This window comes from Desulforhabdus amnigena, from assembly GCF_027925305.1.
Lineage (GTDB): Bacteria > Desulfobacterota > Syntrophobacteria > Syntrophobacterales > Syntrophobacteraceae > Desulforhabdus > Desulforhabdus amnigena.
The window spans coordinates 340,708-363,028 of record NZ_BSDR01000001.1 but is presented as its reverse complement, the minus strand read 5'-3'; the positions used below and the strand labels follow the sequence as shown (position 1 = coordinate 363,028).

24 protein-coding genes and 2 tRNA genes are annotated in these 22,321 nt (G+C 51.2%); 12 read left to right on the top strand and 14 right to left on the bottom strand.

Annotation, left to right across the window (positions count from 1 at the left end; translation table 11 throughout):
- Window positions 1-24: 24 nt before the first annotated feature.
- From QMG16_RS01695 to QMG16_RS01680, 4 genes are all read right to left on the bottom strand, one after another.
- Entirely contained in the window at window positions 25-507 is a 483-nt protein-coding gene (locus QMG16_RS01695) for a hypothetical protein (protein ID WP_281791932.1), read from the bottom strand.
- A gap of 289 nt (window positions 508-796) precedes the next feature.
- Window positions 797-1,774, bottom strand: coding sequence for an FAD binding domain-containing protein (locus QMG16_RS01690; protein WP_281791931.1), 978 nt, complete (start codon window positions 1,772-1,774; stop codon window positions 797-799).
- Between the two features lie 3 nt (window positions 1,775-1,777).
- On the bottom strand, window positions 1,778-4,105 hold the full coding sequence (locus QMG16_RS01685) for a xanthine dehydrogenase family protein molybdopterin-binding subunit (RefSeq protein ID WP_281791930.1): 2,328 nt from the start codon (window positions 4,103-4,105) through the stop codon (window positions 1,778-1,780).
- Window positions 4,106-4,113: 8 nt separating this feature from the next.
- Window positions 4,114-4,749: a (2Fe-2S)-binding protein gene (locus QMG16_RS01680; protein WP_281791929.1), complete on the bottom strand. Its 636-nt coding sequence runs from the start codon at window positions 4,747-4,749 to the stop codon at window positions 4,114-4,116.
- Between the two features lie 1,085 nt (window positions 4,750-5,834).
- Here QMG16_RS01680 and QMG16_RS01675 point away from each other — a divergent pair.
- Window positions 5,835-6,050 (top strand): hypothetical protein, encoded by a 216-nt coding sequence (locus QMG16_RS01675; RefSeq protein WP_281791928.1) that lies wholly within the window; start codon window positions 5,835-5,837, stop codon window positions 6,048-6,050.
- 486 nt (window positions 6,051-6,536) lie between these two features.
- Here the strand turns inward: QMG16_RS01675 and QMG16_RS01670 are convergent, their stop codons facing one another.
- Complete coding sequence (locus tag QMG16_RS01670) at window positions 6,537-7,730, bottom strand: MFS transporter (RefSeq protein ID WP_281791927.1); 1,194 nt, start codon at window positions 7,728-7,730, stop codon at window positions 6,537-6,539.
- A gap of 379 nt (window positions 7,731-8,109) precedes the next feature.
- Here QMG16_RS01670 and QMG16_RS01665 point away from each other — a divergent pair, with 379 nt between their 5' ends.
- Together QMG16_RS01665 and QMG16_RS01660 are read left to right on the top strand one after the other, a co-directional pair.
- On the top strand, window positions 8,110-8,499 hold the full coding sequence (locus QMG16_RS01665) for a Rap1a/Tai family immunity protein (RefSeq protein WP_281791926.1): 390 nt from the start codon (window positions 8,110-8,112) through the stop codon (window positions 8,497-8,499).
- Between the two features lie 26 nt (window positions 8,500-8,525).
- On the top strand, window positions 8,526-8,801 hold the full coding sequence (locus tag QMG16_RS01660) for a YMGG-like glycine zipper-containing protein (RefSeq protein WP_281791925.1): 276 nt from the start codon (window positions 8,526-8,528) through the stop codon (window positions 8,799-8,801).
- A 329-nt stretch (window positions 8,802-9,130) separates the two neighbouring features.
- Here QMG16_RS01660 and QMG16_RS01655 read toward each other — a convergent pair whose 3' ends face one another.
- The 5 genes from QMG16_RS01655 to QMG16_RS01635 all read right to left on the bottom strand — a co-directional run bounded on the left by QMG16_RS01655 (window position 9,131) and on the right by QMG16_RS01635 (window position 12,917).
- Window positions 9,131-9,784 carry a ferredoxin-like domain-containing protein gene (locus tag QMG16_RS01655; protein ID WP_281791924.1) on the bottom strand — a complete coding sequence of 218 codons (654 nt, stop codon included), beginning with the start codon at window positions 9,782-9,784 and terminating at the stop codon, window positions 9,131-9,133.
- A 376-nt stretch (window positions 9,785-10,160) separates the two neighbouring features.
- Window positions 10,161-10,607 (bottom strand): ribonuclease HI, encoded by a 447-nt coding sequence (rnhA, locus tag QMG16_RS01650; RefSeq protein WP_373878703.1) that lies wholly within the window; start codon window positions 10,605-10,607, stop codon window positions 10,161-10,163.
- A gap of 252 nt (window positions 10,608-10,859) precedes the next feature.
- On the bottom strand, window positions 10,860-11,639 hold the full coding sequence (locus tag QMG16_RS01645; RefSeq protein WP_281791922.1) for an enoyl-CoA hydratase-related protein: 780 nt from the start codon (window positions 11,637-11,639) through the stop codon (window positions 10,860-10,862).
- Between the two features lie 152 nt (window positions 11,640-11,791).
- Window positions 11,792-12,043, bottom strand: coding sequence for a hypothetical protein (locus QMG16_RS01640; protein WP_281791921.1), 252 nt, complete (start codon window positions 12,041-12,043; stop codon window positions 11,792-11,794).
- A gap of 238 nt (window positions 12,044-12,281) precedes the next feature.
- Window positions 12,282-12,917: a class I SAM-dependent DNA methyltransferase gene (locus QMG16_RS01635; RefSeq protein ID WP_281791920.1), complete on the bottom strand. Its 636-nt coding sequence runs from the start codon at window positions 12,915-12,917 to the stop codon at window positions 12,282-12,284.
- Window positions 12,918-13,099: 182 nt separating this feature from the next.
- Between QMG16_RS01635 and QMG16_RS01630 the strand changes: the two genes are divergently transcribed.
- Together QMG16_RS01630 and QMG16_RS01625 are read left to right on the top strand one after the other, a co-directional pair.
- Window positions 13,100-13,432 carry a hypothetical protein gene (locus QMG16_RS01630; RefSeq protein WP_281791919.1) on the top strand — a complete coding sequence of 111 codons (333 nt, stop codon included), beginning with the start codon at window positions 13,100-13,102 and terminating at the stop codon, window positions 13,430-13,432.
- The gene (locus QMG16_RS01625; protein WP_281791918.1) at window positions 13,429-14,832 is read left to right on the top strand and encodes an MFS transporter; all 1,404 of its coding nucleotides are present in this window, start codon (window positions 13,429-13,431) and stop codon (window positions 14,830-14,832) included. Before QMG16_RS01630 ends, QMG16_RS01625 begins: the two co-directional genes overlap by 4 nt.
- Window positions 14,833-14,976: 144 nt before the next feature.
- Here QMG16_RS01625 and QMG16_RS01620 read toward each other — a convergent pair whose 3' ends face one another.
- Together QMG16_RS01620 and QMG16_RS19490 are read right to left on the bottom strand one after the other, a co-directional pair.
- Entirely contained in the window at window positions 14,977-15,336 is a 360-nt protein-coding gene (locus QMG16_RS01620; RefSeq protein WP_281791917.1) for a hypothetical protein, read from the bottom strand.
- A 24-nt stretch (window positions 15,337-15,360) separates the two neighbouring features.
- Window positions 15,361-15,498: a DUF1330 domain-containing protein gene (locus tag QMG16_RS19490; protein ID WP_373878649.1), complete on the bottom strand. Its 138-nt coding sequence runs from the start codon at window positions 15,496-15,498 to the stop codon at window positions 15,361-15,363.
- A 245-nt stretch (window positions 15,499-15,743) separates the two neighbouring features.
- Here QMG16_RS19490 and QMG16_RS01615 point away from each other — a divergent pair, with 245 nt between their 5' ends.
- On the top strand, window positions 15,744-16,436 hold the full coding sequence (locus QMG16_RS01615) for an aspartate/glutamate racemase family protein (protein ID WP_281791916.1): 693 nt from the start codon (window positions 15,744-15,746) through the stop codon (window positions 16,434-16,436).
- Window positions 16,437-16,446: 10 nt separating this feature from the next.
- A complete protein-coding gene (locus QMG16_RS01610) occupies window positions 16,447-17,064 on the top strand; it encodes an isochorismatase family protein (RefSeq protein WP_281791915.1) in 618 nt (205 codons plus the stop codon).
- A 104-nt stretch (window positions 17,065-17,168) separates the two neighbouring features.
- Here QMG16_RS01610 and QMG16_RS01605 read toward each other — a convergent pair.
- A tRNA-Ala gene (locus QMG16_RS01605) sits at window positions 17,169-17,244 on the bottom strand.
- 117 nt (window positions 17,245-17,361) lie between these two features.
- Between QMG16_RS01605 and QMG16_RS01600 the strand changes: the two genes are divergently transcribed.
- A tRNA-Leu gene (locus QMG16_RS01600) sits at window positions 17,362-17,448 on the top strand.
- Window positions 17,449-17,540: 92 nt separating this feature from the next.
- Here the strand turns inward: QMG16_RS01600 and QMG16_RS19485 are convergent.
- The gene (locus QMG16_RS19485; RefSeq protein ID WP_373878702.1) at window positions 17,541-17,744 is read right to left on the bottom strand and encodes a tyrosine-type recombinase/integrase; all 204 of its coding nucleotides are present in this window, start codon (window positions 17,742-17,744) and stop codon (window positions 17,541-17,543) included.
- 450 nt (window positions 17,745-18,194) lie between these two features.
- Here QMG16_RS19485 and QMG16_RS01595 point away from each other — a divergent pair, with 450 nt between their 5' ends.
- The 4 genes from QMG16_RS01595 (at window position 18,195) to QMG16_RS01580 (ending at window position 22,024) form a co-directional block, all read left to right on the top strand.
- The gene (locus tag QMG16_RS01595) at window positions 18,195-19,334 is read left to right on the top strand and encodes an MlaE family ABC transporter permease (RefSeq protein WP_281791914.1); all 1,140 of its coding nucleotides are present in this window, start codon (window positions 18,195-18,197) and stop codon (window positions 19,332-19,334) included.
- Between the two features lie 7 nt (window positions 19,335-19,341).
- Window positions 19,342-20,112 carry an ABC transporter ATP-binding protein gene (locus QMG16_RS01590; protein ID WP_281791913.1) on the top strand — a complete coding sequence of 257 codons (771 nt, stop codon included), beginning with the start codon at window positions 19,342-19,344 and terminating at the stop codon, window positions 20,110-20,112.
- Between the two features lie 225 nt (window positions 20,113-20,337).
- A complete protein-coding gene (locus tag QMG16_RS01585) occupies window positions 20,338-21,384 on the top strand; it encodes an MlaD family protein (RefSeq protein WP_281791912.1) in 1,047 nt (348 codons plus the stop codon).
- A 16-nt stretch (window positions 21,385-21,400) separates the two neighbouring features.
- The gene (locus QMG16_RS01580) at window positions 21,401-22,024 is read left to right on the top strand and encodes a PqiC family protein (protein WP_281791911.1); all 624 of its coding nucleotides are present in this window, start codon (window positions 21,401-21,403) and stop codon (window positions 22,022-22,024) included.
- The last annotated feature ends 297 nt before the right edge of the window (window positions 22,025-22,321 follow it).

The following is a 22,321-nucleotide window of genomic DNA, read 5'->3' as shown; positions in this document are numbered from 1 at the left end:
ATTTTGAGATAGTCTCCAAGAGTTTCACCCATTCTGCTTCGCTTCGTCAAGAAACGACTTCAACCGATTGTTCTTTACGGCTTCTCTCAGATCGTTCAAAACAGCGGTTACGTCTTTATCAATGGCATTGGAGAGCACCCATTCCGTGGGAATGAAGGCCAGGACCATACTCAAGAAGGCCACCGTAACTTCTCCCTGAATGACAGTGCTGAAAAGTTTGTCGAAATTGGTGAGTGAATTGACGAGAGCCAGCAATGCCAGCACAACGGCCATGGTTTCAATGACCAGGTTGACCTGCTTGTTGAAAGGCTTTCGAATAAGGGCTATGGACCGGATCCACTTGTCTTTGTGCTCTATTACATTGGAAATAAACTTTTCAGCGTTTCCCTTTTTGAGTTGGACTTCGCACTCACTGAACAGCTTTTCCCTGAAATTTCTCTCCTGCTTTTTCATCAGAAAACAGAAAACCACTCCAATCGCCGCTCCCAACACCATCATCGCTATCATCTGAAAACTCCACGCCGGGTAAAAACTCAGGCCCGCCGACACACCAGGGCGGGCCTTAAAAACACAGGTTCCAAAAACTATCCAGAGAATTTCCTCTATGGCTGTTTGCTTTCCCGTTTCATTCACTGTCCATCTCAAGGCGTTCGCAACTCACCTTCCCGGCGAAAACCCTCAAAACAGTCGGCATGAAAACAGTTGGAAAAATAGCGCACAAGCACCACAGGTTGCAATACCGAAAATCGCAAACAGACACTCTGCACGCAAGGAACTCGTCCCCCCCCTTTTCCTATCACGCCTTGGCTATGGCCTCCAGTTCCTCCTCCATCATCCCCTGGAAGAGAGGCAGCTTATAACCATTTTGCTCCAGCGGCTCCGCACCCTTGACCACAGCTCGCGAAGCCAGAGCCACTGTTTCTGCATCCAACCGCTTTCCAAGGATGATTTTCTCCACCTCGACCGATCGCCATGGAACGGGCGCAGCCCCACTCAAAACGACGCGCCCATCAGCCACCGCATCGCCATGGAACTGCAGAACCAGGGCCACGCCTGCCAGAGCAAAATCCCATGAACGGCGCGCTCTTACCTTGCGGTAGGAACTACGCACCCCATGCGCCGGTGGAGGCAAAAGGATTTCCACCACCAGCTCGTTCGCCTCCAGAATCGTTTCCCTCGTCACATCCCTGCTCGGAGGCACAAAGAATTCCTCAATAAACACCGTCTTGAATCCTTTGGGCCCTGCAATGCGAACCTTCGCTCCAAAAGCCATGAGAGCCGGAGCTGTATCCGAGGGATGGACGATGTAGCACATGTCCCCACCGAAGATGCAATGAAAACGATTTTCCCCGGCCACGGCGTAGCAGGTCTCCCCACCCTTTCTCAGGCAATGGAAATCTCCGCGATAGTACCAGCAGCGGGGCTTCTGGCAGATATTCCCCCCAAGGGTTCCCTGATTTCTCAGTTGAGGGCTTGCAACTTCGGAAGCTCCCTGCGCCAGGGCGGTATATCTTTTCTGAATGAGGGGATTCTCGGCAATTTCTGTAATAGTGGTGAGGGCTCCGATGCGAAGGCCGCCATCTTCGGTCTCGCCGATCCCTTTCAATTCTTTGAGCCCACTGATGCTCACTATCTTTTCGACCTTGAAGACTTCTTCCCGGAGACATCCCAACAGATCCGTGCCGCCTGCGTGAATTCTCACTTCAGGGGAAGAAAGATGCCCGAGAGCTTCCTCCAGGGATTTTGCACGCACGTAACTGAAGTTCGGAAGCATGGATCATCCCTCCTTTCTGCTCTCAGCAAGCAACCGGATGAGCTTCCCGGGGCTGATGGGAGTCTCTGTAATGCGAATTCCCGTGGCATGGTAAACGGCATTGGCGATAGCCGGCGCCGTGGGTATGGTCACGGGTTCTCCCAAACCTTTTGCCCCCGTGGTGTTGGCTTGCGTATCCACAAGTTCTATAGGAAGGGAAACGATGTCATCAGGAACATCCATGGCCGTCGGCAACTTGTAATCGTGCCAGTTCCGGTTGAGCATTTTGCCGGTCTGGTTCCGATCCAGGACCCGGTATTCCGTCATGGCCAGTCCAATCCCCATGGTGATTCCCCCGATGACCTGACTGTCATAGGTCAGCCGGTCCATGACCCTGCCGCTGTCATTCGTCCCAAGGAAACGGAGGATTTTGACCTCACCCGTTTTGGTGTTGACTTCCACCTCGCAAAACTGTGCAGCGAAAGGATTGATGGACTTGTTTTCAGGATTGGGCCCCCGGTACCCAACCCCCACGATCACTCCACGCTTTTTGAGCCCTGAAATATCGGCGATCCTGATTTTTTTGGAAGGCTCCTTTGTGGAATAGACATTGCCGTCTTTGAAACTCAGGGCGACGACCTCCTCCTGCAAATCCTTTGCGGCCATTTCCAGCAGCTGTTGTTTGATGCTTATGGCCGCGGCGCGCACTGTGGGAGCTTCCGTGGGCACCGTCTTGCTTCCCCCGCTCGGAGTGGCATACTGTGTCGTGCCCGTATCCGCATGTTCGATCTCTATCATTTCGGGTCTTATTCCCAACTCCTCGGCCGCGACCAGAGCCATGACCGTTTTGGTGCCTGTTCCGATGTCGCTGGCGCCCATATTGAGGTTCATGCTGCCATCCGAAAACAGCTTCAGGATAACCGTCGAAGGCGGCCACCCTCCTCCCACAAACCAGAGGCAGCTCGCCATCCCCACCCCTCTCTTTATATGACCCGCACCTGAGGATGGAGCACTCTTCTTCCTGGCTTCCTCCCAGCCAAAAGCCCTGGCCCCCTCTTCCAGACACTGTCTCAACCCCGTGGTGGTGTAGGGAGGATTTCCTTCCTTGGCCTGACTGAAATCAGGAATATTTTTGAGGCGAAGCTCTACCGGGTCCATGTGAATGGCTTTGGCGAGAGCATCCATCATCTGCTCCAGGGCCCAGGCCGCCTGGGGATGGCCCGGAGCGCGGAAAGGCCGAGCAGGACCGGCATGAATGTAAACATCGGTGCATTCAGTGCGCACATTGGGACATTTATAGAGATCCCGAATGAGCCAGTCCACCAGGGAAGTTCCTCCTGAGGGATATGCTCCGCCGGTTCCCGTGCAGCAAAAATCGAGGGCGGTGAGAGTCCCGTCCTTCTTCACGCCGGCCTTGAGCCTCATATCGTTTGGAGGGCGGTTGCCCACGGCAAGATATGTTTCCTCTCGGGTAAGAAAAAGTTTGACGGGCCTTGCGGCTTTTTTGGCCAGCAGTGCCGCAATGATCGTATATTTGCCCGCCTGAAGCTTGCTTCCAAATCCTCCACCCATGTAGCGGCCGATGACCCGGACTTTGGAAAGGGGCATTCCCAGCACTTCAGCGACCTTTTCCTGGACGGCATAAACCCCTTGCGTCGATTCCCAAAGGGTCAGCCGGTCCCCATTCCACTGGGCCACGCATCCGTGCAATTCCAGGGGAGTGTGCAGTTCACACTGAGTCCGGTAATTTTCCTCCAGAACGACATCTGCATCGATGAACCCTTTTTCCACATTTCCACGTTCATACTTTTCCGTTTTCAGCAGATTGCCTCCCGCATGAACGGAGGGAGCGTTTTTTTTCAGAGCATCCCGTTCATCGGCTACAAAGGGGAGAACCTCGTACTGAACATTGACCGCCCGCAGAGCATCCCAGGCTTGATACGGCGTTTCAGCGGCCACTGCGGCCACCGGTTCCCCTTCAAAACGGCAATGTGGTTCAAAAAGGGCGGTCTTTATCTCTTTGGAATAATTCCATTCCAACCGTGCCTCGGGATCGGAACCGCTGACCACCGCCAGAACGCCGGGCATCTCTATCGCCGCCGAAATATCCAGTTTCTTCACCAGGGCATTGGGATGAGGACATCTCAGGATGGCGCCGTAAATCATCTCGGGAAGTACAATATCCGAAGGATAGACAGCCGCTCCGCTCACACGTTCATAAGCATCCACGCGGGGCACGCGCTTCCCGATCGTTTCCGTTTTTTGCCAGGGTTTGGGTTCCTGCCCCGGAGCCGGTGTTTCGGGAATGGAAAGGCCTTGAAGGTAGTAGAGATCTTTTTCATTTTCTTTCATGCCTTGCCTCACTTCCCTCGCTTCAAGCGAGCCGCACGATCCACAGCCTTGAAGATATGTGTATAGGCACCGCACCGGCACAGGTTTCCACTCAAACCCTTTCGGATTTCATCCATGGAAGGTGCGGGATGGGAACGCAGAAGCCCTTCAACGGCCACAATCTGGCCTGGAGTGCAATACCCGCATTGAAAAGCGTCCTCTTCCAGGAAAGCCTGCTGCACAGGACCGAGCTCTTCCCCATTCATGAGTCCCTCCAGCGTCGTGATTTCAGCGCCTTCGGCCTCGAGGACCAGAGTCATGCAGGCATAACGGGGAATATTGTCCATGAGAACGGTGCAGGCCCCGCATTCCCCCCGCTCACAGCCCGCTTTGGTTCCCGTAAGCCCTAATTTTTCCCGCAAAACATAGAGAAGCGACCATCGGGGTTCCACAAGCAACTGATAGGGCCTTCGGTTGATTCTGAGAGTGACCCTTGTCATCTCGCCCGAAGGGATCACATTTTCATTTTCGCCTTTGGACGACTCAGCCGCGAGCTTCCCCGCAGTCGTCACCACGGCCGCCCCCATTCCCATTGTCGTGAGAAATCCCCGCCGCGTAATGCCCCGGCGGCATTGACACTCTTCATTGGCATGTTTTTCCTTCATAAAGACCTCCCTGAAAAAACCTTGAAAATAACAAGACTTCTGTCGCAGGGCGGTTAAAAGCGAAGCATTGCCCACCGGGGGAACACCGCCGGCACTGCGCTGGGCAAGGAAAAGACTTTGCCGCCCCTACAACAAGAACCCATGTTATTTTTGAACCTTCGTTACAAGAGGTATCGAAAGGTCGATTGCATCCAATCTTTCAAATCAGATAATAGAAGAGGCGAGAAAAACAGAAATGTGACTTGAGCTTTTTCCTAACGATAGGTCATCCCAGCTTCAATGAACGCAGCAGATGGATGAACACCAGACTAATACGGGAAAGATCTCTTGTCAAAATAATCTTAACCCCTTCCCTGCGCTTGATTTGTCGGCAAAAGATTCAAAAGAAATTACATAAGGAACAAAATTGTACAAATCCTTCACTACAGCTCTTTATAATCAACGAAATTGTGCCGTATGATTGCCTGAATTCCCATTTCAGGCTGGCCTGTTTCAATGTTCCATACGATCGGGCAGTGAGGAGAGCATGTTGGCACGTATTTTGTTTAATCTATTTTAAGCTCCGGGAGAAAAGGTTATCCGCTTCTTTTAAGCCGACTGACATAGACCGATATCGGCTCTGATTTTCCCATCTTTCTGCTGCTGCCTCTCCATTTCCATCTTCCCCTGTTTATGCTCGCTGTCTGCGATCGATTCAAACCATGCTGTTCCGGTTTTTTGGCTCAACAGAATGTTCTATCGAAATACACTTCTCCGGTTCCACGCTTTCCGATTGCCTCATGAAAGGGCTTAAACGATGGAGACGCCCGTTACGCTTATGTCCTGAGAGCTTTTGACAAAGAATGCTCTGCAGACGGTAAGGCTCCAACGTCCGTGCCCGTTCATCGCTTCACCGCGAAAGAGACAGAGAGCGCAGAGAATAAGGAAAATTCAAAAACCGGTTGTTTTTCTATCTCTGTGACATCCGGATAATCTGCGGACATGCAAATGGGAGTGAACGGTTACTGATGTCCCAAAGTAATTGGAACAAAAACATGCCCGCCTGCCGAGCACAGGAGTGAACCTCAAGAAAAAAAGGAGAAGCCATGATACACGTGGCCATCAAGGAAAACATCTATGGAGGTGATCATTATTGCGCGCTTTGCGGCGAGAAGATCCATACGAAATTTGGCCCTGATTTATTCCTGGAGGGGACGAACCACATCATCTGTCATGATTGCGGCCGCGACCATAACCCCATGCTTGTAGAGTTTCTCGAACTGATGGATAAAGCCGGCTCTCGCCTGGCCAATGTGGCGTAAACCATCACCCGGATTCTCATGCACGGTTCTGAAATTCATACTGTTTTGAAGCACATAAGGGAAGTTCTCGGAAGGGAGATGCGATTGCTGCGGCACAGAGCACAAAAGTGGCGGCAAGGATAAGACGGTATAAAAAAACAATTCCTTGCCGCCACATCACCGAATGTACCCTGCCTAACCGATAGGTTTGGCTTTACAAAGATGGCCCGCCTCCATAGCCACTCGCCCACAGCCTTCACAAACATATTTCATCGCTGCCAGCTTGTCTTTGCACATATGTTTCGTATCCACCTCGGGAGCACCGCAAAAACTGCATTTCTTTTTATCACCGCACGGATTGCACAAGTGCCCGGGTTCCTCTGCGACAGCACCACAAGTTTTGCAAGTATAAGCCATAACAAACCTCCATCTATCTCAAAAGGTCTGGTTGATCTCGATAGAAAACTGTATTTACTTTGATTTTTTTAAGTATTGTCCTCCAGAAAATCAATAGAGGTCACTTCCCCCCTCCTTCACCCTTCCCAATGCAATTCGCTGCCGCATCTCCACAAGCCCGGCGGCAAAAGGAATCGACAGGACCAGAAATCCCACCATTGCCACTCCGGGCCATCCGCCGAAAACGTAGGCATAGCCGCTGGTGGTGATGCCTACGTACCCGCCAAGATAATAAAAGAGGACATAAAGAGAATTGGCCCGTCCCAGGTTGGAACTGAGTTTGCGATTGAGGGCGCCGGCCGCAGCGGAATGTACGGTGAAAAAGCCGGCACAGACCACAGCCAGGCTCAAAACGATAGCGAACATGGATTTGATGAGCGTGAGTCCAATAGCCAGGGCAAAAACCACCGCCCCCACAGCCATCGCCTTGCCGTTGCCGACCCGATTGCTGAAGCTCCCCGCCAGAGGACCCGTGACAATCCCCACGATATAGGAGAGATAGAGGAAAGTGATGGTATGAGTCGACGCATTGAAGGGCGGACCTGAAAGATAAAAGGGCAGATAGTTGAAGATGGATGAGAAAACAAAGAATGCACCGAAGGCGACGGAGTAGATGCGCAAAAGGTCCCACCGTGAAAGCAGGTTCAGGAAGCCCGTAGATTTTGAACGGGATTGCCTCTCCACTTCTGCCGAATGAAGCCATTTAGCCGCCGCACAGGTGGCGGCAAGAAGAAGTGCGGAAGCGGTGACAAAAGCGTAACGCCAGTGCAGGGGAGGATGAATCCATCCTCCAAGGAGCCGCCCGCTCAATCCACCCGCAACCGTAGCTGAAACATAGGAACCCATAACCACATTCAAGCGTTCCATGGGCAGGGTCCGCGCCAGATAAGCTGCAAGGCAGGTTGTGAGAGAAGGAATGAAAAGCCCCTGTACGAATCGCGCCAGTACGAGCAAGGAAAGGCTTTGCGTCAAGGCGCAGAAAATACCGCACAGAGTGATCATAAGGCCTCCCACGAGAATAATGGGACGAATGGGAAAACGGTCCGCCAGCATGCCGAAGGGAAGATTCGCAAGAGAGATCCCGAGAATAACGGCGGAAATGGTAAGAGAAGCCCGCGCTTCATCGACTCCGAATTCCATCTGTAAAACGGGAAGCACCGGCTGGGTGATGTAAATAGTGGTAAAAGCAGCCCCCACAAGCGAAAAAACAAGGGTCTGCAAACCAAGATACTGTCGTCTACTCATAGGAACATCCCAAAAGCGTTAAAGAAATCAACATGTCTCCCTCCAGAGGTCCCCTCCTCGGCTCCCCCCACCCTGTCAACGTCATAGACCTTATCCATCCGGACCGTTTTGTATGTCAAACCCTTATAACGACATTTTTCCTTTTTATGCTGCATGGAGCGTTTTCCAGCCTTATTATTGTAAGCAATGATACTTGATTGAAATAGTCACTTTCGCCTGGAATCACAAAATTCAAATGCGCACGCTCTTCTCGAGAATCTGATTTGCTGAAATTCTCAGCGTGCGAAGAGGTATGGGTAACTTATCGGGTGAACCGCCTGAAAACGGCATTGGGCTGTCTAGAGGCTTCACCTGCAAACATGGAAGGAGGAAAATCATCATGAAGACAAATCTGGCCATTTTATCACTCCTAACCATCTTAATGTTAATGGCCCCGAGTCTTGTCGGGGCAGTATCGGAAGAGGACTTCAAGGTGAAGACTACACGCAATCTTCTGAACCTGTGTACTGCTCCCGCCGACGATCCGCTCCGAGAGGAAGCCATACACTTTTGTCATGGTTACCTCGTTGGAGCTTATGCCTATTACAATGCGGAGTACTCAGGACCCGACAGAAACCCTCTGGTATGCTTTCCGGACCCCCCTCCGTCTCGAAATGAAACAATCGGCATGTTCATCGAATGGGCCAAAGCACATCCAGAGTATATGAACGAGGCGCCCGTCGAGACACAGTTCAGATTTCTGATGGAAAAATGGCCCTGCAAGAAATAATTTCAAGGATTCGAAAGGAGGTATCCATGAAGAACATATTGTTGGTAGCGATTTTGGTCATGAGTCTTGTGGTTGTCGGATGCGCAGGAATGACACCAACTCAGCAGAGGACTCTGAGCGGAGGGGCCATGGGAGCCGGGGCTGGAGCGTTGTTCGGGGCCATAGCAGGAGATGCGGGCCTTGGGGCAGCCATTGGAGGGGCTGTTGGTGCAACTGGCGGTTATCTCTACGGGAAGCACAAGGAAGCCGAAGAAGATGCCTATCAGCGAGGGTATCAGCAGGGGAAACAAAAGAGCTATTAGGCTTCCAGCGGCTATACCTCCCCCTCACCCCAATCTTCTGTCCATATGGACAAGAGGGGTTGAATCCAACCATATCGAGCTAAAAGAGGATTCAGAGAAGGATTATATGATACTTCGCCGCTTATTGATTGTATGAATGAACCGTTCAAGCGGTGTTTTGACGAGATAAATTATCCTATTCAATGGCTTAAACACACAAAACCCGCTTTTTTGAAAGCGGGTTTTGTAATCCAAGCCTGCGGACCGGTTCATACCGCTTCCCAAAGGGAAGTACAAATATAAAAAAGGACTTTTTTAACCACCTGTTTTTTTGTTCGAAAATAAAAAAACTACAGCACGGCCTTTTTAACCGCATCGATACCGACGCGTTCCACAAAAGTGGATGTACGTTCTTTCTTCTTGCCGTTTTCCTTGAAATATTCGAGGCAGCGCTTCACCAGGTCAATCACCTGTTCTTTGGTAAGATCTTCGGCAATGACATCACCAATGCGGGGACGTCCGCCCGAGTTACCACCCATGATCAGAGTCCATCCACCCTTTTTCCCCACGACGCCGATATCCCGCACATAGCTCTCTCCGCAACAAAGCGGGCAGCCCGAAACGCCGAACTTCACCTTAGCGGGCAGATCGATCCCTTCATACATTTTTTCCAGTTCCAGGCCAAGGCCGAGGGAATCTTGAACACCAAACTTGCATACCGCCGTTCCCGGGCATGCCTGAGCATAATGCACACAGAGTTCTGTGGCCTTTCCAACATCCATCTGGAGATCTTTCCACACGGCATCCACCTGGTCCGCCTTGAGTCCTACCAACGCCATGCGCTGGCCGGAAGTGATCTTGATGATGGGAATCTCGTACTTGCGCACGACCTTGGAAATATTTTCCAGGATTTCAGGACTCACCAGCCCCACGGGGGTTCTCGGTACAATGGCGTAAGTTGTTTTGTCTCTCTGCAGAATGGCTCCCTTTGGAGTCTCGGCCATAATATCCTCCTCTCGAAATCAAATGGGAAGGGTCAAATGTCAGAACCATACACTCGTAATAGGACAAAAGTCACTTATCGCTAAACATTAAGGTCATCTCCCCCTGTGGTCAATCCCGTTTAGCGCAATAATGCAAAAGACAACTCTCTTTATCACAACAACGAAATTTCTACCTGGGGGCAAAAGCCGGGCACCGACCACGTGCGATTCCACCGGGAAACTGCAGTGGGCAGGAAAATAACTTTCCCCCCATGATAAGCCCCCTCATTATTCTCGAACCTTCGTTGCTGAAATGCTCTTTTTCAGGGGGCGAGAAGACCTGGATCGGGGGGCATTGGGAAAGCACTGATGATGAGAAAAATTCAATTTACCGGCATCACAGAAAGAGTCGCCCAATGGCTTTTCTGGCCAACTCATCGCAGCGCTCGTTTTCGGGATGCCCTGCGTGTCCCCTCACCCAACGCCATTCGATCGTGTGCTTCTGGTTGAGTGCATCGAGCTCGATCCAGAGGTCGGCATTCTTGACCGGTTGTTTGGACGCATTTTTCCAGCCATTCTTCTTCCAGTTGCGAATCCATTCAGTGATGCCCTTCTGGACGTACTGGGAGTCCGTCGTGAGAACCACGCCGGCGCAGTCCGGCAGGGTTTTCAGAGCCTCTATGGCGGCACTCAGTTCCATGCGGTTGTTGGTAGTGTTGCGTTCCCCGCCTGACAATTCTCTTTCCTCTCCCTCCATTCTCACCACAGCTCCCCATCCACCGGGACCTGGATTGCCTTCGCATGCTCCATCCGTAAAAACTTCCACATGAATGCCCGGGCTCAAACCGGAGGACGCTTTCTCCGTTCCCTCCCTGCCTGCAGGGGTATGCCCGGCCCTGCGTTCAAGCTTTTCTGCCTTCTCGTCAAGAAAACTGCGCACCGTAAAGATCAGGCGCTCAACATCCTTATCGCTCACTCTTCCCGCATTGAAACGTTCTTCAATGGCATCCAATTGTTTAGCTGACAATTTCCTTACCGTCATGCAAATCCTTGTCTAACAATTTCGCGAAGGGACCAGGTCCTCGCTAAATGCTGCCTATTTTTCTTTCCAGACAGGTGTGCGCTTCTCCAGAAAAGCCTGCACCCCCTCCTTGGCATCTTCCGTCGAACAGAGTCGGGCAAAGGCTTCATTCATATAGCTGAATGCCTTGTAGTAGTCCATATCGGAAGCCGTATAGAAAGCCTGTTTGCTGATTTGCACGGCAATGGGACTCTTAGCAGCCAGGTTGGCCGCCCACTTTCGTGCTTCGCTGTCAAGATCGGCTGCCGGCACAATTTTGTTGATGAGTCCCATTTCCAACGCCTTCTCAGCACTGATCAATTCTCCATACAAGAGGAGTTCCAGAGCGCGTTTCCTGCCCACGGACCGCATGACGGGAACAACCGGGCCGATGCAGTTCAGACCGACATTGATGGCCGTCAACCCCATGCGAAAACCCTCGGCGGCAATGGCCAGGTCCGCCGCAGCGAGGAGCCCCGCCCCATTGGCGGCAGCCACACCGTGAACCTGAGCTATGACGGGTTTCTTCAACTGGCTGATTGTGATCAAAGGCGTCTCCATGCGCTCGATCCACGCCCGGTATTCCATGGTGCTTTTGCCGAAGAGTTCGTTGACGTCGATTCCCGCACAGAAAGCCTTACCTGCCCCTTTGAGCAGGATGACGCGAACCTGTGGGTTGGAATCGAGATCCAGTAAAGCTGCTTGGAGTTCTTCCGCAAGCGGAGTATTGAAGGTGTTAAGCTGCTGAGGACGGTTCAGAGTGAGTTCGCCAACAAAATCATCACCGACATTGACCAGTACCTGTTCGTAGCTCATGAAACACTCCTCATTTTTTGAAGTTGTTCAAAGATTCTCCGTTGGTCCATCACTATCATTTTCAAAATACATTAGCGCCCGGTGAAGCTGCAAGGGCTCAAATCATTCAAACAGGGTTTCTGTTTTAAAAAAATACTCTTGAAACTCCCCGTTCAATGCTTTGTTCTTTTCTGCCTGGCATTGTACTTATCCTGAAAAATCGGGCAAAACCTCAGCAGGATGTCATCGGCAAGCCACTGAAAGACCGTCCTGCCATCCTCCAGCTCTTCCAGATTCGCAATACTGCTCAAAATATCTTCATAAATCGCTTTCGCCCGTTCTTCCGGCATTCCACCGGCCATCGCTGGTTCAAGGATAGCCCTGATCAACACTGATATCTCTTCTGAACCCGGCAAATTTGCCATTCTTCCTCCATTTTTTCGTCCAATGATCGACTTAGAACCTATCCGGAAACCACTTGTGGACTTTGCGACACCCCCTTTAGTCCCCCCCTCGAGGGGGGAATTAAAGGGGGGTGTCCGCTGCCGAGGTAGGTTTTCGGATAGGCTCTTAAAATCTTTATGCAACTTCTCTATTCACATCCTACTTGAAAAGCTCTCATCTGATTTTGCCAACAAATTCCTTGAACCGCCTTCACTTTGATCATGGTCTCTTCCGTCCGGTCATGAGAAATACACTAAAAGAGCGCATCGATCCATCTGCAACCGGTTTTGTCATGTTTGCCGCCGTCCGATCTGTGATGTCATCAAAGCCGGCATCCATAAGAGAACGACGCAGCTCCGTTCGATCAAACCCGCAGTGGAATACCGTGTCGTTGTCTCCATGGAACTGACCGTCATCGGGATCCAGATCTGCAATGCAAAGATAGCCTTGAGGAGATACGATCTTATAGAATTGATCAAGGAGAGGTTTTATTTTTCTCACGTGGTGGAGAGTCATACTGCAGACGATCAAACCATAAGTTCCTTCCAAAACATCGCCCTTCTCAAAATCCAGGCATTGAGTTTTGATACCGGTCAGGTTCCCGGCCACGATTTTTTTGTTGAAGACATCAAGCATTCCTTGCGAACTGTCCACTCCTGTTATAGAGCGCACCTGGGGGCGCAGTCGGAGAGCGAGAAGCCCCGTCCCGCACCCGAAGTCCAGAACATCCATATCGGGAGTCAATATTTTTTCATCTGATATGGCCCGGGCGACATCATCTGCCAGCTTGACTCGACCCGGGTTCTTGTCCCATGAGGCCGCCTCTTTACCAAAATTCCATTTGTCGGTGCCCATTTTGATACTCCTCAGAGGAAGCATTATGATCGTTTTTCCCAATAGATAGGGAACTCTGGTGCAAAAATTTGTTTTCGGTACCGAGAATGATGCTTGCCGCATGGACATGATCTGCGGAGGCAAGATTCACGTGCTAATTCAATTTGTCAATGGTGGTGATCCGTTGTATAGAGAGCTTTGCCATGCCATGTCAAGGCCCTGGAAGGCGGGAAACAAGCCTGAAAATCACTCACATCCCTTCGAAAATGCTGACAGGCGGCGGGGATGGCTTCAAGGATATCACTTGCCGGGGTATCCCGGCCATCTACCATTTGATTCAGGAGACAAAATGCGAGCTCATCATGGCCGGCCATGCGGGCGTCAACAAGATCATTCTCTCCCAGACCATGGGCAAGCTTCCGGATAAGTTATTGGCAATTCAGGAGTACCGGATTATTCCGTATTATTCAGTATCATCGACATACAAAAGCCTGTGTTACATCTCGCCAGGCTCACCGGGAAAGCTATACAAGTGAATGACATAAAGACCGGTTCGACGGCCATGATACTCGTTCCTGTCTGCATTGCACAGTTCATGGCCCCGTTCATGCTCACCGCCGTAGGCGTGGCGCTGCCTTCCCTCGGCCGCGACTTTCAGGCTTCGGCCGTCCAGCTTGGGCTGGTAGAGCAACTCTATGCCCTCTCCCTCGCCATGACAATGCTCACTTTCGGCCGGTTGGGCGATATTGTGGGCCGGCGCAAGGTATTCCTGTGCGGCCTTGCTGTTTTCACTGCACTGACATTTTCGCTCGGATTCACCCAGAGCATTGAAATGACCATGATCCAACGTTTTTTTCAAGGTATAGGGGCGGCCATGTTCCTTGCGGGGAGTCTTGCCCTGGTGGCTGACGCCTATCCGCCGGAGCATCGGGGTCGCAAGATCGGCATTGTCTCGGCCTGTACCTACGCAGGGCTTTCCATGGGACCGGTCATTGGTGGATATGTCACGAGCCATTTCAGCTGGCGCAGCGTCTTCCTCATGTCGGCCCCCCTAGGTCTTTCAGCCACTGCCACATGTTTTTGGGGCATGAAGGAGACAGCACAGGAGTCTTCCAGTGAACGCATGGACTGGCAAGGAAGCCTCGCCTACGGCATAAGCGTGGGGCTCATCATGCTCGGCGCCGCCCATATCAGGGAAGTGCCCTTGGGACCATCTATCATCGCAGCCGGGCTTATGGGGTTGGCCTTTTTTCTCCACATGGAGAGCCGGTTGGAAAGTCCACTCCTGGATGTGTCCCTACTTTGGGGCAACCGCTTTTTCACTATGAGCTGCCTCGCAGCCATGGGAAACTATGCCGCCACGTTTGGCATTACCTTTCTCATGAGCCTTTATCTGCAGTATGCTAAAGGATTTTCACCCAGGAAAGCCGGACTTGTGCTCCTGGTCCAACCAGTGATGCAGGTGATTGCTTCACCTGTAGCAGGGCGTCTGTCCGACCGGTTCGAACCGGCGAAACTGGCCACGGTGGGCATGTTGACAAGCTTCACGGGACTTATTCTGGCCGCCGTGACCATCAATGCAGACACTCCGCTGTGGATCCTGTCGCTGGAGCTGATCCTTATCGGCACAGGCTTTGGAATCTTCATCACCCCAAATTCCACGGCCATCATGGGAAGTGTGGAACGACGCCGGTTCGGCGTGGCCTCGGGCATGATCGGAGCCATGCGAACTTTGGGCATGGCCGTCAGCCTGACCACCGTGGCCTTGGTCTTCTCGCTTTTCATGGGGGAGGCGATCATCACGCAGACGACTCTGCCGGTGTTTCTGTCAAGTTTACGGGTTGGACTTGCGGCTTTCGCCGTCTTCTGCTGCCTTGGAGTGCTACTGTCTATCAGTCGTGGAAGGCATCGGTTGACAGATAAAAATGCTCTCTGATCGCCGGCTCATTTTGTATCACTCTTTGTAGAGAGTGAAGGATCCGCCAACCTTCAACCAGGCCTTGATCCAGGTCCGATCACTCACAACCGCCATCCTTTCAATGTCCTTGGCGTGATCCTTCGCACCTATTTCCTGTGCCGCTTAAAACAGTTTGCTTCCAACTTTAGCATTGGCAAGGGGTGAAACGAAAGTCGCCTCGCCGCTCTCCGCTTTCGGGAACTGCACCCCCAAGACCAAAACCTCAGAGGTAACATTTCCAATCGGCCTGGGTTCAAAATTCAGCACTCCGAGTACCAGCCTACCCTTTACCTCTTCAATGGGATGCTGCGTGAAACGCCCGACACTGACACGCCTGCCGAACTTACCGAAATCAATGAGCATCTTGTAGCTTGGCTTCGGAGCAGACGGTTCCCTTTCCACATCGATGACTCTTCCAACCCGAATCTCCAGCTTATCAAAAACCTCTTCTTTACTGACAACAGGCTTGATCTCCTGAGACATAGCCGCAATCCTCCTGCTGAAAACTTACTCCAATTCACATACCGTGGAACCCTCAACAATGATCGACCTGGACACCGTTGATCGCTCTCTCAGTGGTGTAAGATGGCGATATTCATCTGACCGGAAGCATGTCTGAATTTGATCGATACTGTCAAACTTCATTATTTTTTACTTCAATTTCGATGATCAGATAAACAGACACTCTGAGAAATAAGAGAGGTTGTATTTTTCATTGGGAACGAAGAAATTTTCCGGATACCCCTCGGAAGCGATTGTACCACGGAAAAGCGGCAGATTCATTTTGACCGCCAACCATTAGAGAGTATAACAAGAAGGCGAACGGAACAAGACCGGGATGAACAGTGAAATGGTTTGAAAAGAAACGTTCAAAGGAGGCTGTAGCAGGCATGAAAACCATCGGTTTAATCGGCGGCATGTCGTGGGAATCAACGGTTGAATACTATCGAATCATCAACCAGGAAGTCAGCCGCAGGCTTGGAGGACTCCATTCCGGCAAGATATTGATGTATTCGGTTGATTTTGGTGAAGTAGAAAGCCTGATGCGAGATGGAAGGTGGGACGAAATCGGCGGCCACGTTGCGGGGATCGCCAGGACTCTTGAGACTGGTGGTGCTGATCTCGTCCTCCTTTGTACCAATACCGTTCACAAGATTGCCGACAGGATCGAAAGCGCAATCAGAGTTCCCTTCATCCACATCGCAGATGCCGCAGGCGAGGAGATTGTCGGGAATGGCATGAGCACGGTCGGTCTGCTTGGGACTCGTTATACCATGGAGGAAGACTTCTACAAAAAGCGTTTGGCTGAAAAATTCGGACTGTCGGTCCTCATCCCTCCCGATGAAAAGCGCGGAGTGATTAATGACGTGATCTTCAATGAACTGTGCAAAGGGGTAGTCAAGCCGACTTCGAAAAATGAATTCAAGGCTGTGATCGATGAATTGATCGTACGTGGAGCCCAAGGGATCATCCTTGGTTGTACGGAGATCCCTATGCTGATCGGCGATGAAGACAGCTCGGTTCCTCTTTTCGATACGACTAAGATCCATGCGCTTCGGGCGGTGGATTACGCCCTGAGTTGAGGTGCGCGAGATGGACTACCTGGAAGCAATCAAAGCATACAACGTTCGAGAGGCGTTACCATCCACGGGCAAGACAGCCCTGCTTGTCATCGATATGCAGCGGTATTTTGAAGGAGTCGCGCGACCCATTTTGAAAAATGTGCTCAGCTTGCTCAGTGCGTGCCGAACGGCGGAAATGAAGATTGCATATACCCGACACGGCCACCAAGACCCCAAGGTGGATGGCGGGATGCTCGCTCGGTGGTGGGGGGATGTCATCAGATACGGCGATCCTGAGTGGGAATTGATAAAAGAATTCCACCCGAGACCAGGTGAACCGATCTTTGATAAAACCCGCTACAGCGCTTTTCACGGAACAAACCTGGATGCGTGGCTGAACGAAAATGGTATAGAGGACCTGATTGTCACGGGCGTGCTCACCAACTGCTGTTGTGAAACGACCGCGAGAGATGCTTTTGTCCGTGACTATCGGGTTTTATTTGTGGCCGATGGGACTGCGACCGTGAACGAGGAACTTCATCTCGCTTCGTTGAAGAATCTGGCATTTGGGTTCGCACATGTGGTGGATGTCAAAGTTCTCTGTGATTGGGCAAAGTCCACACCCCATCCATCCAGAAGAGGCATATGAGCACAACAGCCTGCCCATACTGCCAAGATTGAAGGGCATAAAAAAAGGAACCTAAGATTTATCCTAAGTTCCCTTTTTACTTGTTTACTTGCCGTTTTTTTTCCTGGTGGAGCTGAGGGGAGTCGAACCCCTGACCTCTTGAATGCCATTCAAGCGCTCTCCCAACTGAGCTACAGCCCCGAAAGTGGATGTATGAATACAAAAGAGTGCGCCGAATGTCAACCATTTTATTTCAACATTTCACCATGAATTTTTCTTGACACTCTGAAGTGTGTCCGTCTATATTTCCCGGACAACGCCGGAGTGGTGGAACTGGTAGACGCGCTGGACTCAAAATCCAGTATCCGCAAGGATGTGAGAGTTCGATTCTCTCCTCCGGCACCATAGGGTGAGTATGGCCGTAATTCTAAAGAATTACGGCTTTTCTATTTTGTGTGGTTGTGTACAGGTTGCGGATGATTGCAAATCGAGGATGTTCACCATATAGTTTCTCCCGAGGGCATCCAATGGGCATATCGGTCAACGGTCATCTGAATGGAAGCGTGCCCCAGTTGCTCTTTTACATAGGCAATGGGAGTACCTTCACCGATAAGAATGGAAGCGTAGGAATGGCGGGAATCATGCACACGGGTCTCTCGAAAGCCTGCCTTCTTGGATGTTCGCTTGAAGGCGTGCCTGATTGTGTTCTATGAAATGGGTTGCCCCATCCGTTCTGAAAAAAAGTAGTCACTCTCGGAATGTCCTTCGCCATGCTTTCTTTTTGCTTGGTTAACCTGCACGTCTTTAAAGTTTCCCGCAAGTGATCGGTCATTTCCACACGCCTTGTCTTCCCTGTCTTCGGTGTGTCGATACTTCCGCGCCTGAAAAACTGCTTCACCATGAAAAAACTGCCGCGCCAGATGGAAGGATGATGAAACACGGATTCTAACCGCTCCGATCACGGGAACTAATAAAGCCGTAGCATGATGAACCTTTTGATGGTAAAATATTTGTTTTTATGGTGACCACTTTGCCGGAACAGGCAAGAGCCTGTTTTTATGAGCATAGAGGGCAGGAACAGTTTCCTTTTCCCTCGACGATTTTTCGTTCCACTACAAGACGTCCTCCGCGTCTTTGACATGGACAGATCGATGCAGAAGCTCACTGAGAATTCTGGTTACGAATGCGTTCAGGAAACAGAAGAAACCTTGAAGATCCGCTTTCACGGGGCATGGGTGATAGGGGAACCCTTCCCTTCCGTGGAATCGGTTTTGAAACGCGGAGAGTCCGGGGGAAAGACCCGCCGGGTTGTTTTCGGCTCGGACGATCTCTCCCGGTGGGATTCCAGTTTTCTCATTTTTCTCGATAAGCTGGAGAAGTTCCTTCAGTCCTCGGGACTCCAGGTAGATAGAGAGGGTTTACCCGAAGGAGCGAGAAGGCTCCTCAAGCTGGCTGCCGCAGTACCTGGAAAGGAAACAAACAGAGGGACATCCCGTGTGTCCTTTTTGGAGAAACTGGGCAAGGAAACCTTGAGGGTCTACAAGAACTTCACAGATATGATGGAATTCATCGGAGAGATTTGCCTGGCTTTAGCCCGGTTGTTCCGGGGAAAAGCGCGTGTCCGCTTATCCGATGTGTTCGTCTTCGTGCAGGAATGCGGGGCCGAAGCCCTGCCCATTGTCACTCTCATCAGTGTTCTGGTGGGTTTGATCCTGGCATTTGTCGGAGCTATTCAGCTCAAGCTGTTCGGCGCTCAGATCTACGTGGCCAATTTAGTAGTCCTGGCAATGGCCCGTGAAATGGGGGCGATGATGACGGGAATCATCATGGCGGGACGCACGGGAGCCGCCTTTGCGGCGCAGCTCGGCACCATGCAGGTGAATGAAGAAATCGATGCTTTCCGCACTCTGGGCGTTCCTCCCACGGAATTTCTCGTGTTGCCGCGTATGCTGGCACTCATGCTCATGATGCCTTTGCTTTGCGTCTACGCGAATTTCATGGGAATTTTCGGTGGAACGGCCGTTGGCGTATTCATGTTGGATCTCCCCTTGATTCAATATTTCAATCAAACCAAAGATGCAGTGACCCTGACCGATTTTTCCATCGGGATTTTCAAGAGTGTGATCTTCGGAGCATTGGTGGCTCTTGCGGGATGCTTCCAGGGAATGAGATGCGGAAGGAGTTCGGCTGCCGTAGGGCTTGCCGCAACTGCGGCGGTTGTTTCGGGTATAGTCTTCATTGTCGTTTCCGATTCCATTGTCACGGTAATCACCAGTATATTGGGGATTTGAATCCGGAATGAACACAAGAGACATACCGCCGTCCGACGCTCATATCACCGTATCCGACCTGGATATGGCCTACGGGGATTATGTGATTCAGAGAGACCTCAATTTTTCCATCCGCCGTGGGGAAATCTTCATCATCATGGGAGGAAGCGGTTGCGGCAAGAGTACGCTCTTGAAGCACCTTATCGGGTTAATGAAACCCGCCAGGGGAAAAGTGTTTTACAATGCTCTGAGCTTCTGGGACTGTGAACAGGAAGAGAGGGATCGCATCATGAGGCGTTCCGGCATCCTGTACCAGAGTGGGGCATTGTGGAGCTCCATGACACTTTCGGAAAATGTGGCTCTCCCCCTGCAAGAATACACGGCTCTGAGCGCCTCTGAAATTCAGGATCTGGCCTCTTTCAAACTTTCGCTGGTCGGCCTTGCAGGTTTTGAAGAATTCTATCCATCTGAAATCAGCGGGGGAATGAGGAAAAGAGCAGGCCTCGCACGGGCCATGGCGCTCGATCCTGACATACTCTTTTTTGACGAACCATCGGCCGGACTGGATCCGGTGAGCGCGAAGCTTTTGGATGATTTGATTCTGGAACTGAAAGAGAGCCTGGGCACCACTATCGTAGTGGTCTCTCATGAACTGGCAAGCATCTTTGCCATCGGAGATGACTCCGTCTACCTGGATGCCGAAACCAAGACCATGATCGCTCAGGGCAATCCGCGAGACCTTCTGAAGGAGTCGACAGACCCCAAGGTACGCAGTTTCTTAACGCGGGGAGAAGGATAAGTGGCCCTTCCTCGTTACTTGTTAATCATTTGGATCAAAACGGATAAACACAAAGATTTCATTTGAAAGTTCTTCTCCGTGCCCTCTGTGTCTCCGTCGTTCAGCTGAAATATGACAATGCTAGGGTTAGAAGACTTCAACTGAGGCCAAATCGTTTTGGCTGGAATGACAAAACAGGATTCATGGACACATTATGAACGTCCTCTCAGAACTTGCGAGTGAGCCATGAGCAAAAAAGCCAATCCGAAAGCCATCGGAGCTTTCGTTCTCGGGGCGATTGCCCTCATCATTGCTGGAATCATGATTTTTGGAGGTGGAAATCTCTTCCAGGAGAAGAAGACCTGGGTGTCCTTTTTCAGCGGCTCGATCAAGGGGCTGTCCGTAGGAGCCCCTGTGACTTTCCGCGGTGTGAACGTTGGAACCGTTACTGATATCCAACTGCGTATTGAGGGAAAAGATCTGACTTCGCGGATTGCGGTTTTTTATGAAATCGATCCATCGCGTTTGACATTTATTGGCATCAGCGAAGCTGAACGCCAGGAATTTGATGCAAAGCGCTTGATAGAAAAGGGATTGAGAGCTCAACTGACAGTCCAGAGTTTTGTGACGGGACTGCTCAATGTAGATCTGGATTTCCGCCCCCAAAGCCCCATCAAGTTGGTAGGAACCATCAAAGATATTCCGGAAATCCCCACTGTTCCATCAAATCTGGAAGACTTTCTGACGCGTTTCGAGAAAGTTCCGGTCGAGGATCTACTGCGCAAAGTCACGGATATCCTCACGAGCATCGGTGAGGTGATCGAGTCTGAAGACTTCAAGGGGTCTATCGCCGCTTTGCACAGAACGCTCGAGGGCACGGACAATTTGGTCAAAAAGGTGGATGGCCAGGTCTCCCCCTTTATGGGAGAAAGCCGCGAAACGGTCAAAGAACTGAGAAAAACCCTGCAAAACCTCAATAAACAAATGGACGTTCTTGCCAATCGTACGGACGGAACGCTCAAAACCATAGACAATCTGGCAAAGAATATGGATCAGCATATGGGCCCTCTCGCAACCAGTCTCAAAGAAACCTCCGATGCCTCGCATCGTGCTATGGAACAGGCCACTCGAACACTCAAAGTGTTTACGAACCTGGCAGGCGACAATTCCCCTCTGCTCTACAACTTCCAGGAAGCCCTGGAAGACTTGTCGTCGGCATCGCGTTCGGTCCGCATGCTGGCAGAATATCTGGGACAGCATCCTGAAGCTCTCATCAAGGGTAAAAGCAAATAGGCAGGAGCAATCCATCATGAATCATCGCTTTTTCGGAAACATTGTCCTGACGTTTTTGATTGTGAGCCTTCTTGGGGGGTGTTTTGGAGGAAGAAGCGCCAAAACGCATTTTTACCTTCTCGGGGAGTCGACCGGCTCCGCTCCTTTCCAACAAAACAACGCCGCAACGGGTGAAAAGATAATCGGCGTTGGCCCCGTCGAGGTAGCCGAATATCTCGATCGCCCACAGATTGTGACACGTTCCGGACAGAACGAAATACACTTTGCAGAATACGATCGATGGGCAGAACCGATCAAAGATGGCTTTGCGCGTGTCATGGCTGCAAACCTTTCAAACCTTCTCGGCACTGAACAGGTGGCTCCCTTCCCCTGGCGAAGCTCGACAATTTTGGACTATCAGGTCACCATAAAAGTAGTGCGCTTTGACGGGGAGCCGGGAGGAAGCACCTCCCTTGTCGCCCTCTGGAGCCTTTACGGCAGGGAAAACCGAGAAATATTGAAATGGAATAAATTCACAGGAACTGAAATTTGCGAAAAAAAGGATTTTGAATCCCTCGTTGCGGCGAAAAACAGGCTCATCGAGAAGTTCAGCGCCGAAGTCGCCGGTGTCATCCGCTCAGACGCAGCGTCACTCCCCTGATATACTCCGCGCGAATAAGATCCTGACTTCTTGATGCTCCTGTAGAAACGGCTTCCCGCCACAATAGAAACAGCCGGCTCGCAAGAAAATCACAGCAAAAAGTCAAGATCTTGGACCGTTTGCAGTATAAAAACCTACCTTACGCAGTCCCGGACGAGAACGGGACCGTAAAAGATGCACCATCCACTCTCGATGGAACAGACAAGACTCGTGAACCATGGCCCCGAGAGACTTCGAAAATTTCCATTCCATCGAAGCAGTTGCTCCAAAAGAAATCCGTTCATTTTATTCAAGTAC

Excerpts from the sequence above, each read along its gene's own strand:
- QMG16_RS01615 (WP_281791916.1), top strand. The coding sequence starts at position 15,744 with ATGAAAACCATCGGTTTAATCGGCGGCATGTCGTGGGAATCAACGGTT.
- QMG16_RS01675 (WP_281791928.1), top strand. The coding sequence starts at position 5,835 with ATGATACACGTGGCCATCAAGGAAAACATCTATGGAGGTGATCATTAT.
- QMG16_RS01645 (WP_281791922.1), bottom strand. The coding sequence starts at position 11,639 with ATGAGCTACGAACAGGTACTGGTCAATGTCGGTGATGATTTTGTTGGC.
- QMG16_RS01630 (WP_281791919.1), top strand. The coding sequence starts at position 13,100 with ATGCCATGTCAAGGCCCTGGAAGGCGGGAAACAAGCCTGAAAATCACT.
- QMG16_RS01620 (WP_281791917.1), bottom strand. The coding sequence starts at position 15,336 with ATGTCTCAGGAGATCAAGCCTGTTGTCAGTAAAGAAGAGGTTTTTGAT.
- QMG16_RS19490 (WP_373878649.1), bottom strand. The coding sequence starts at position 15,498 with ATGAAGTTTGACAGTATCGATCAAATTCAGACATGCTTCCGGTCAGAT.
- QMG16_RS01640 (WP_281791921.1), bottom strand. The coding sequence starts at position 12,043 with ATGGCAAATTTGCCGGGTTCAGAAGAGATATCAGTGTTGATCAGGGCT.
- QMG16_RS01595 (WP_281791914.1), top strand. The coding sequence starts at position 18,195 with ATGCAGAAGCTCACTGAGAATTCTGGTTACGAATGCGTTCAGGAAACA.
- QMG16_RS01635 (WP_281791920.1), bottom strand. The coding sequence starts at position 12,917 with ATGGGCACCGACAAATGGAATTTTGGTAAAGAGGCGGCCTCATGGGAC.
- QMG16_RS01660 (WP_281791925.1), top strand. The coding sequence starts at position 8,526 with ATGAAGAACATATTGTTGGTAGCGATTTTGGTCATGAGTCTTGTGGTT.
- QMG16_RS01680 (WP_281791929.1), bottom strand. The coding sequence starts at position 4,749 with ATGAAGGAAAAACATGCCAATGAAGAGTGTCAATGCCGCCGGGGCATT.
- QMG16_RS01685 (WP_281791930.1), bottom strand. The coding sequence starts at position 4,105 with ATGAAAGAAAATGAAAAAGATCTCTACTACCTTCAAGGCCTTTCCATT.
- QMG16_RS01670 (WP_281791927.1), bottom strand. The coding sequence starts at position 7,730 with ATGAGTAGACGACAGTATCTTGGTTTGCAGACCCTTGTTTTTTCGCTT.
- QMG16_RS01695 (WP_281791932.1), bottom strand. The coding sequence starts at position 507 with ATGATAGCGATGATGGTGTTGGGAGCGGCGATTGGAGTGGTTTTCTGT.
- QMG16_RS01655 (WP_281791924.1), bottom strand. The coding sequence starts at position 9,784 with ATGGCCGAGACTCCAAAGGGAGCCATTCTGCAGAGAGACAAAACAACT.
- QMG16_RS01585 (WP_281791912.1), top strand. The coding sequence starts at position 20,338 with ATGAGCAAAAAAGCCAATCCGAAAGCCATCGGAGCTTTCGTTCTCGGG.
- QMG16_RS01690 (WP_281791931.1), bottom strand. The coding sequence starts at position 1,774 with ATGCTTCCGAACTTCAGTTACGTGCGTGCAAAATCCCTGGAGGAAGCT.
- QMG16_RS01665 (WP_281791926.1), top strand. The coding sequence starts at position 8,110 with ATGAAGACAAATCTGGCCATTTTATCACTCCTAACCATCTTAATGTTA.
- QMG16_RS01590 (WP_281791913.1), top strand. The coding sequence starts at position 19,342 with ATGAACACAAGAGACATACCGCCGTCCGACGCTCATATCACCGTATCC.
- QMG16_RS01610 (WP_281791915.1), top strand. The coding sequence starts at position 16,447 with ATGGACTACCTGGAAGCAATCAAAGCATACAACGTTCGAGAGGCGTTA.
- QMG16_RS01580 (WP_281791911.1), top strand. The coding sequence starts at position 21,401 with ATGAATCATCGCTTTTTCGGAAACATTGTCCTGACGTTTTTGATTGTG.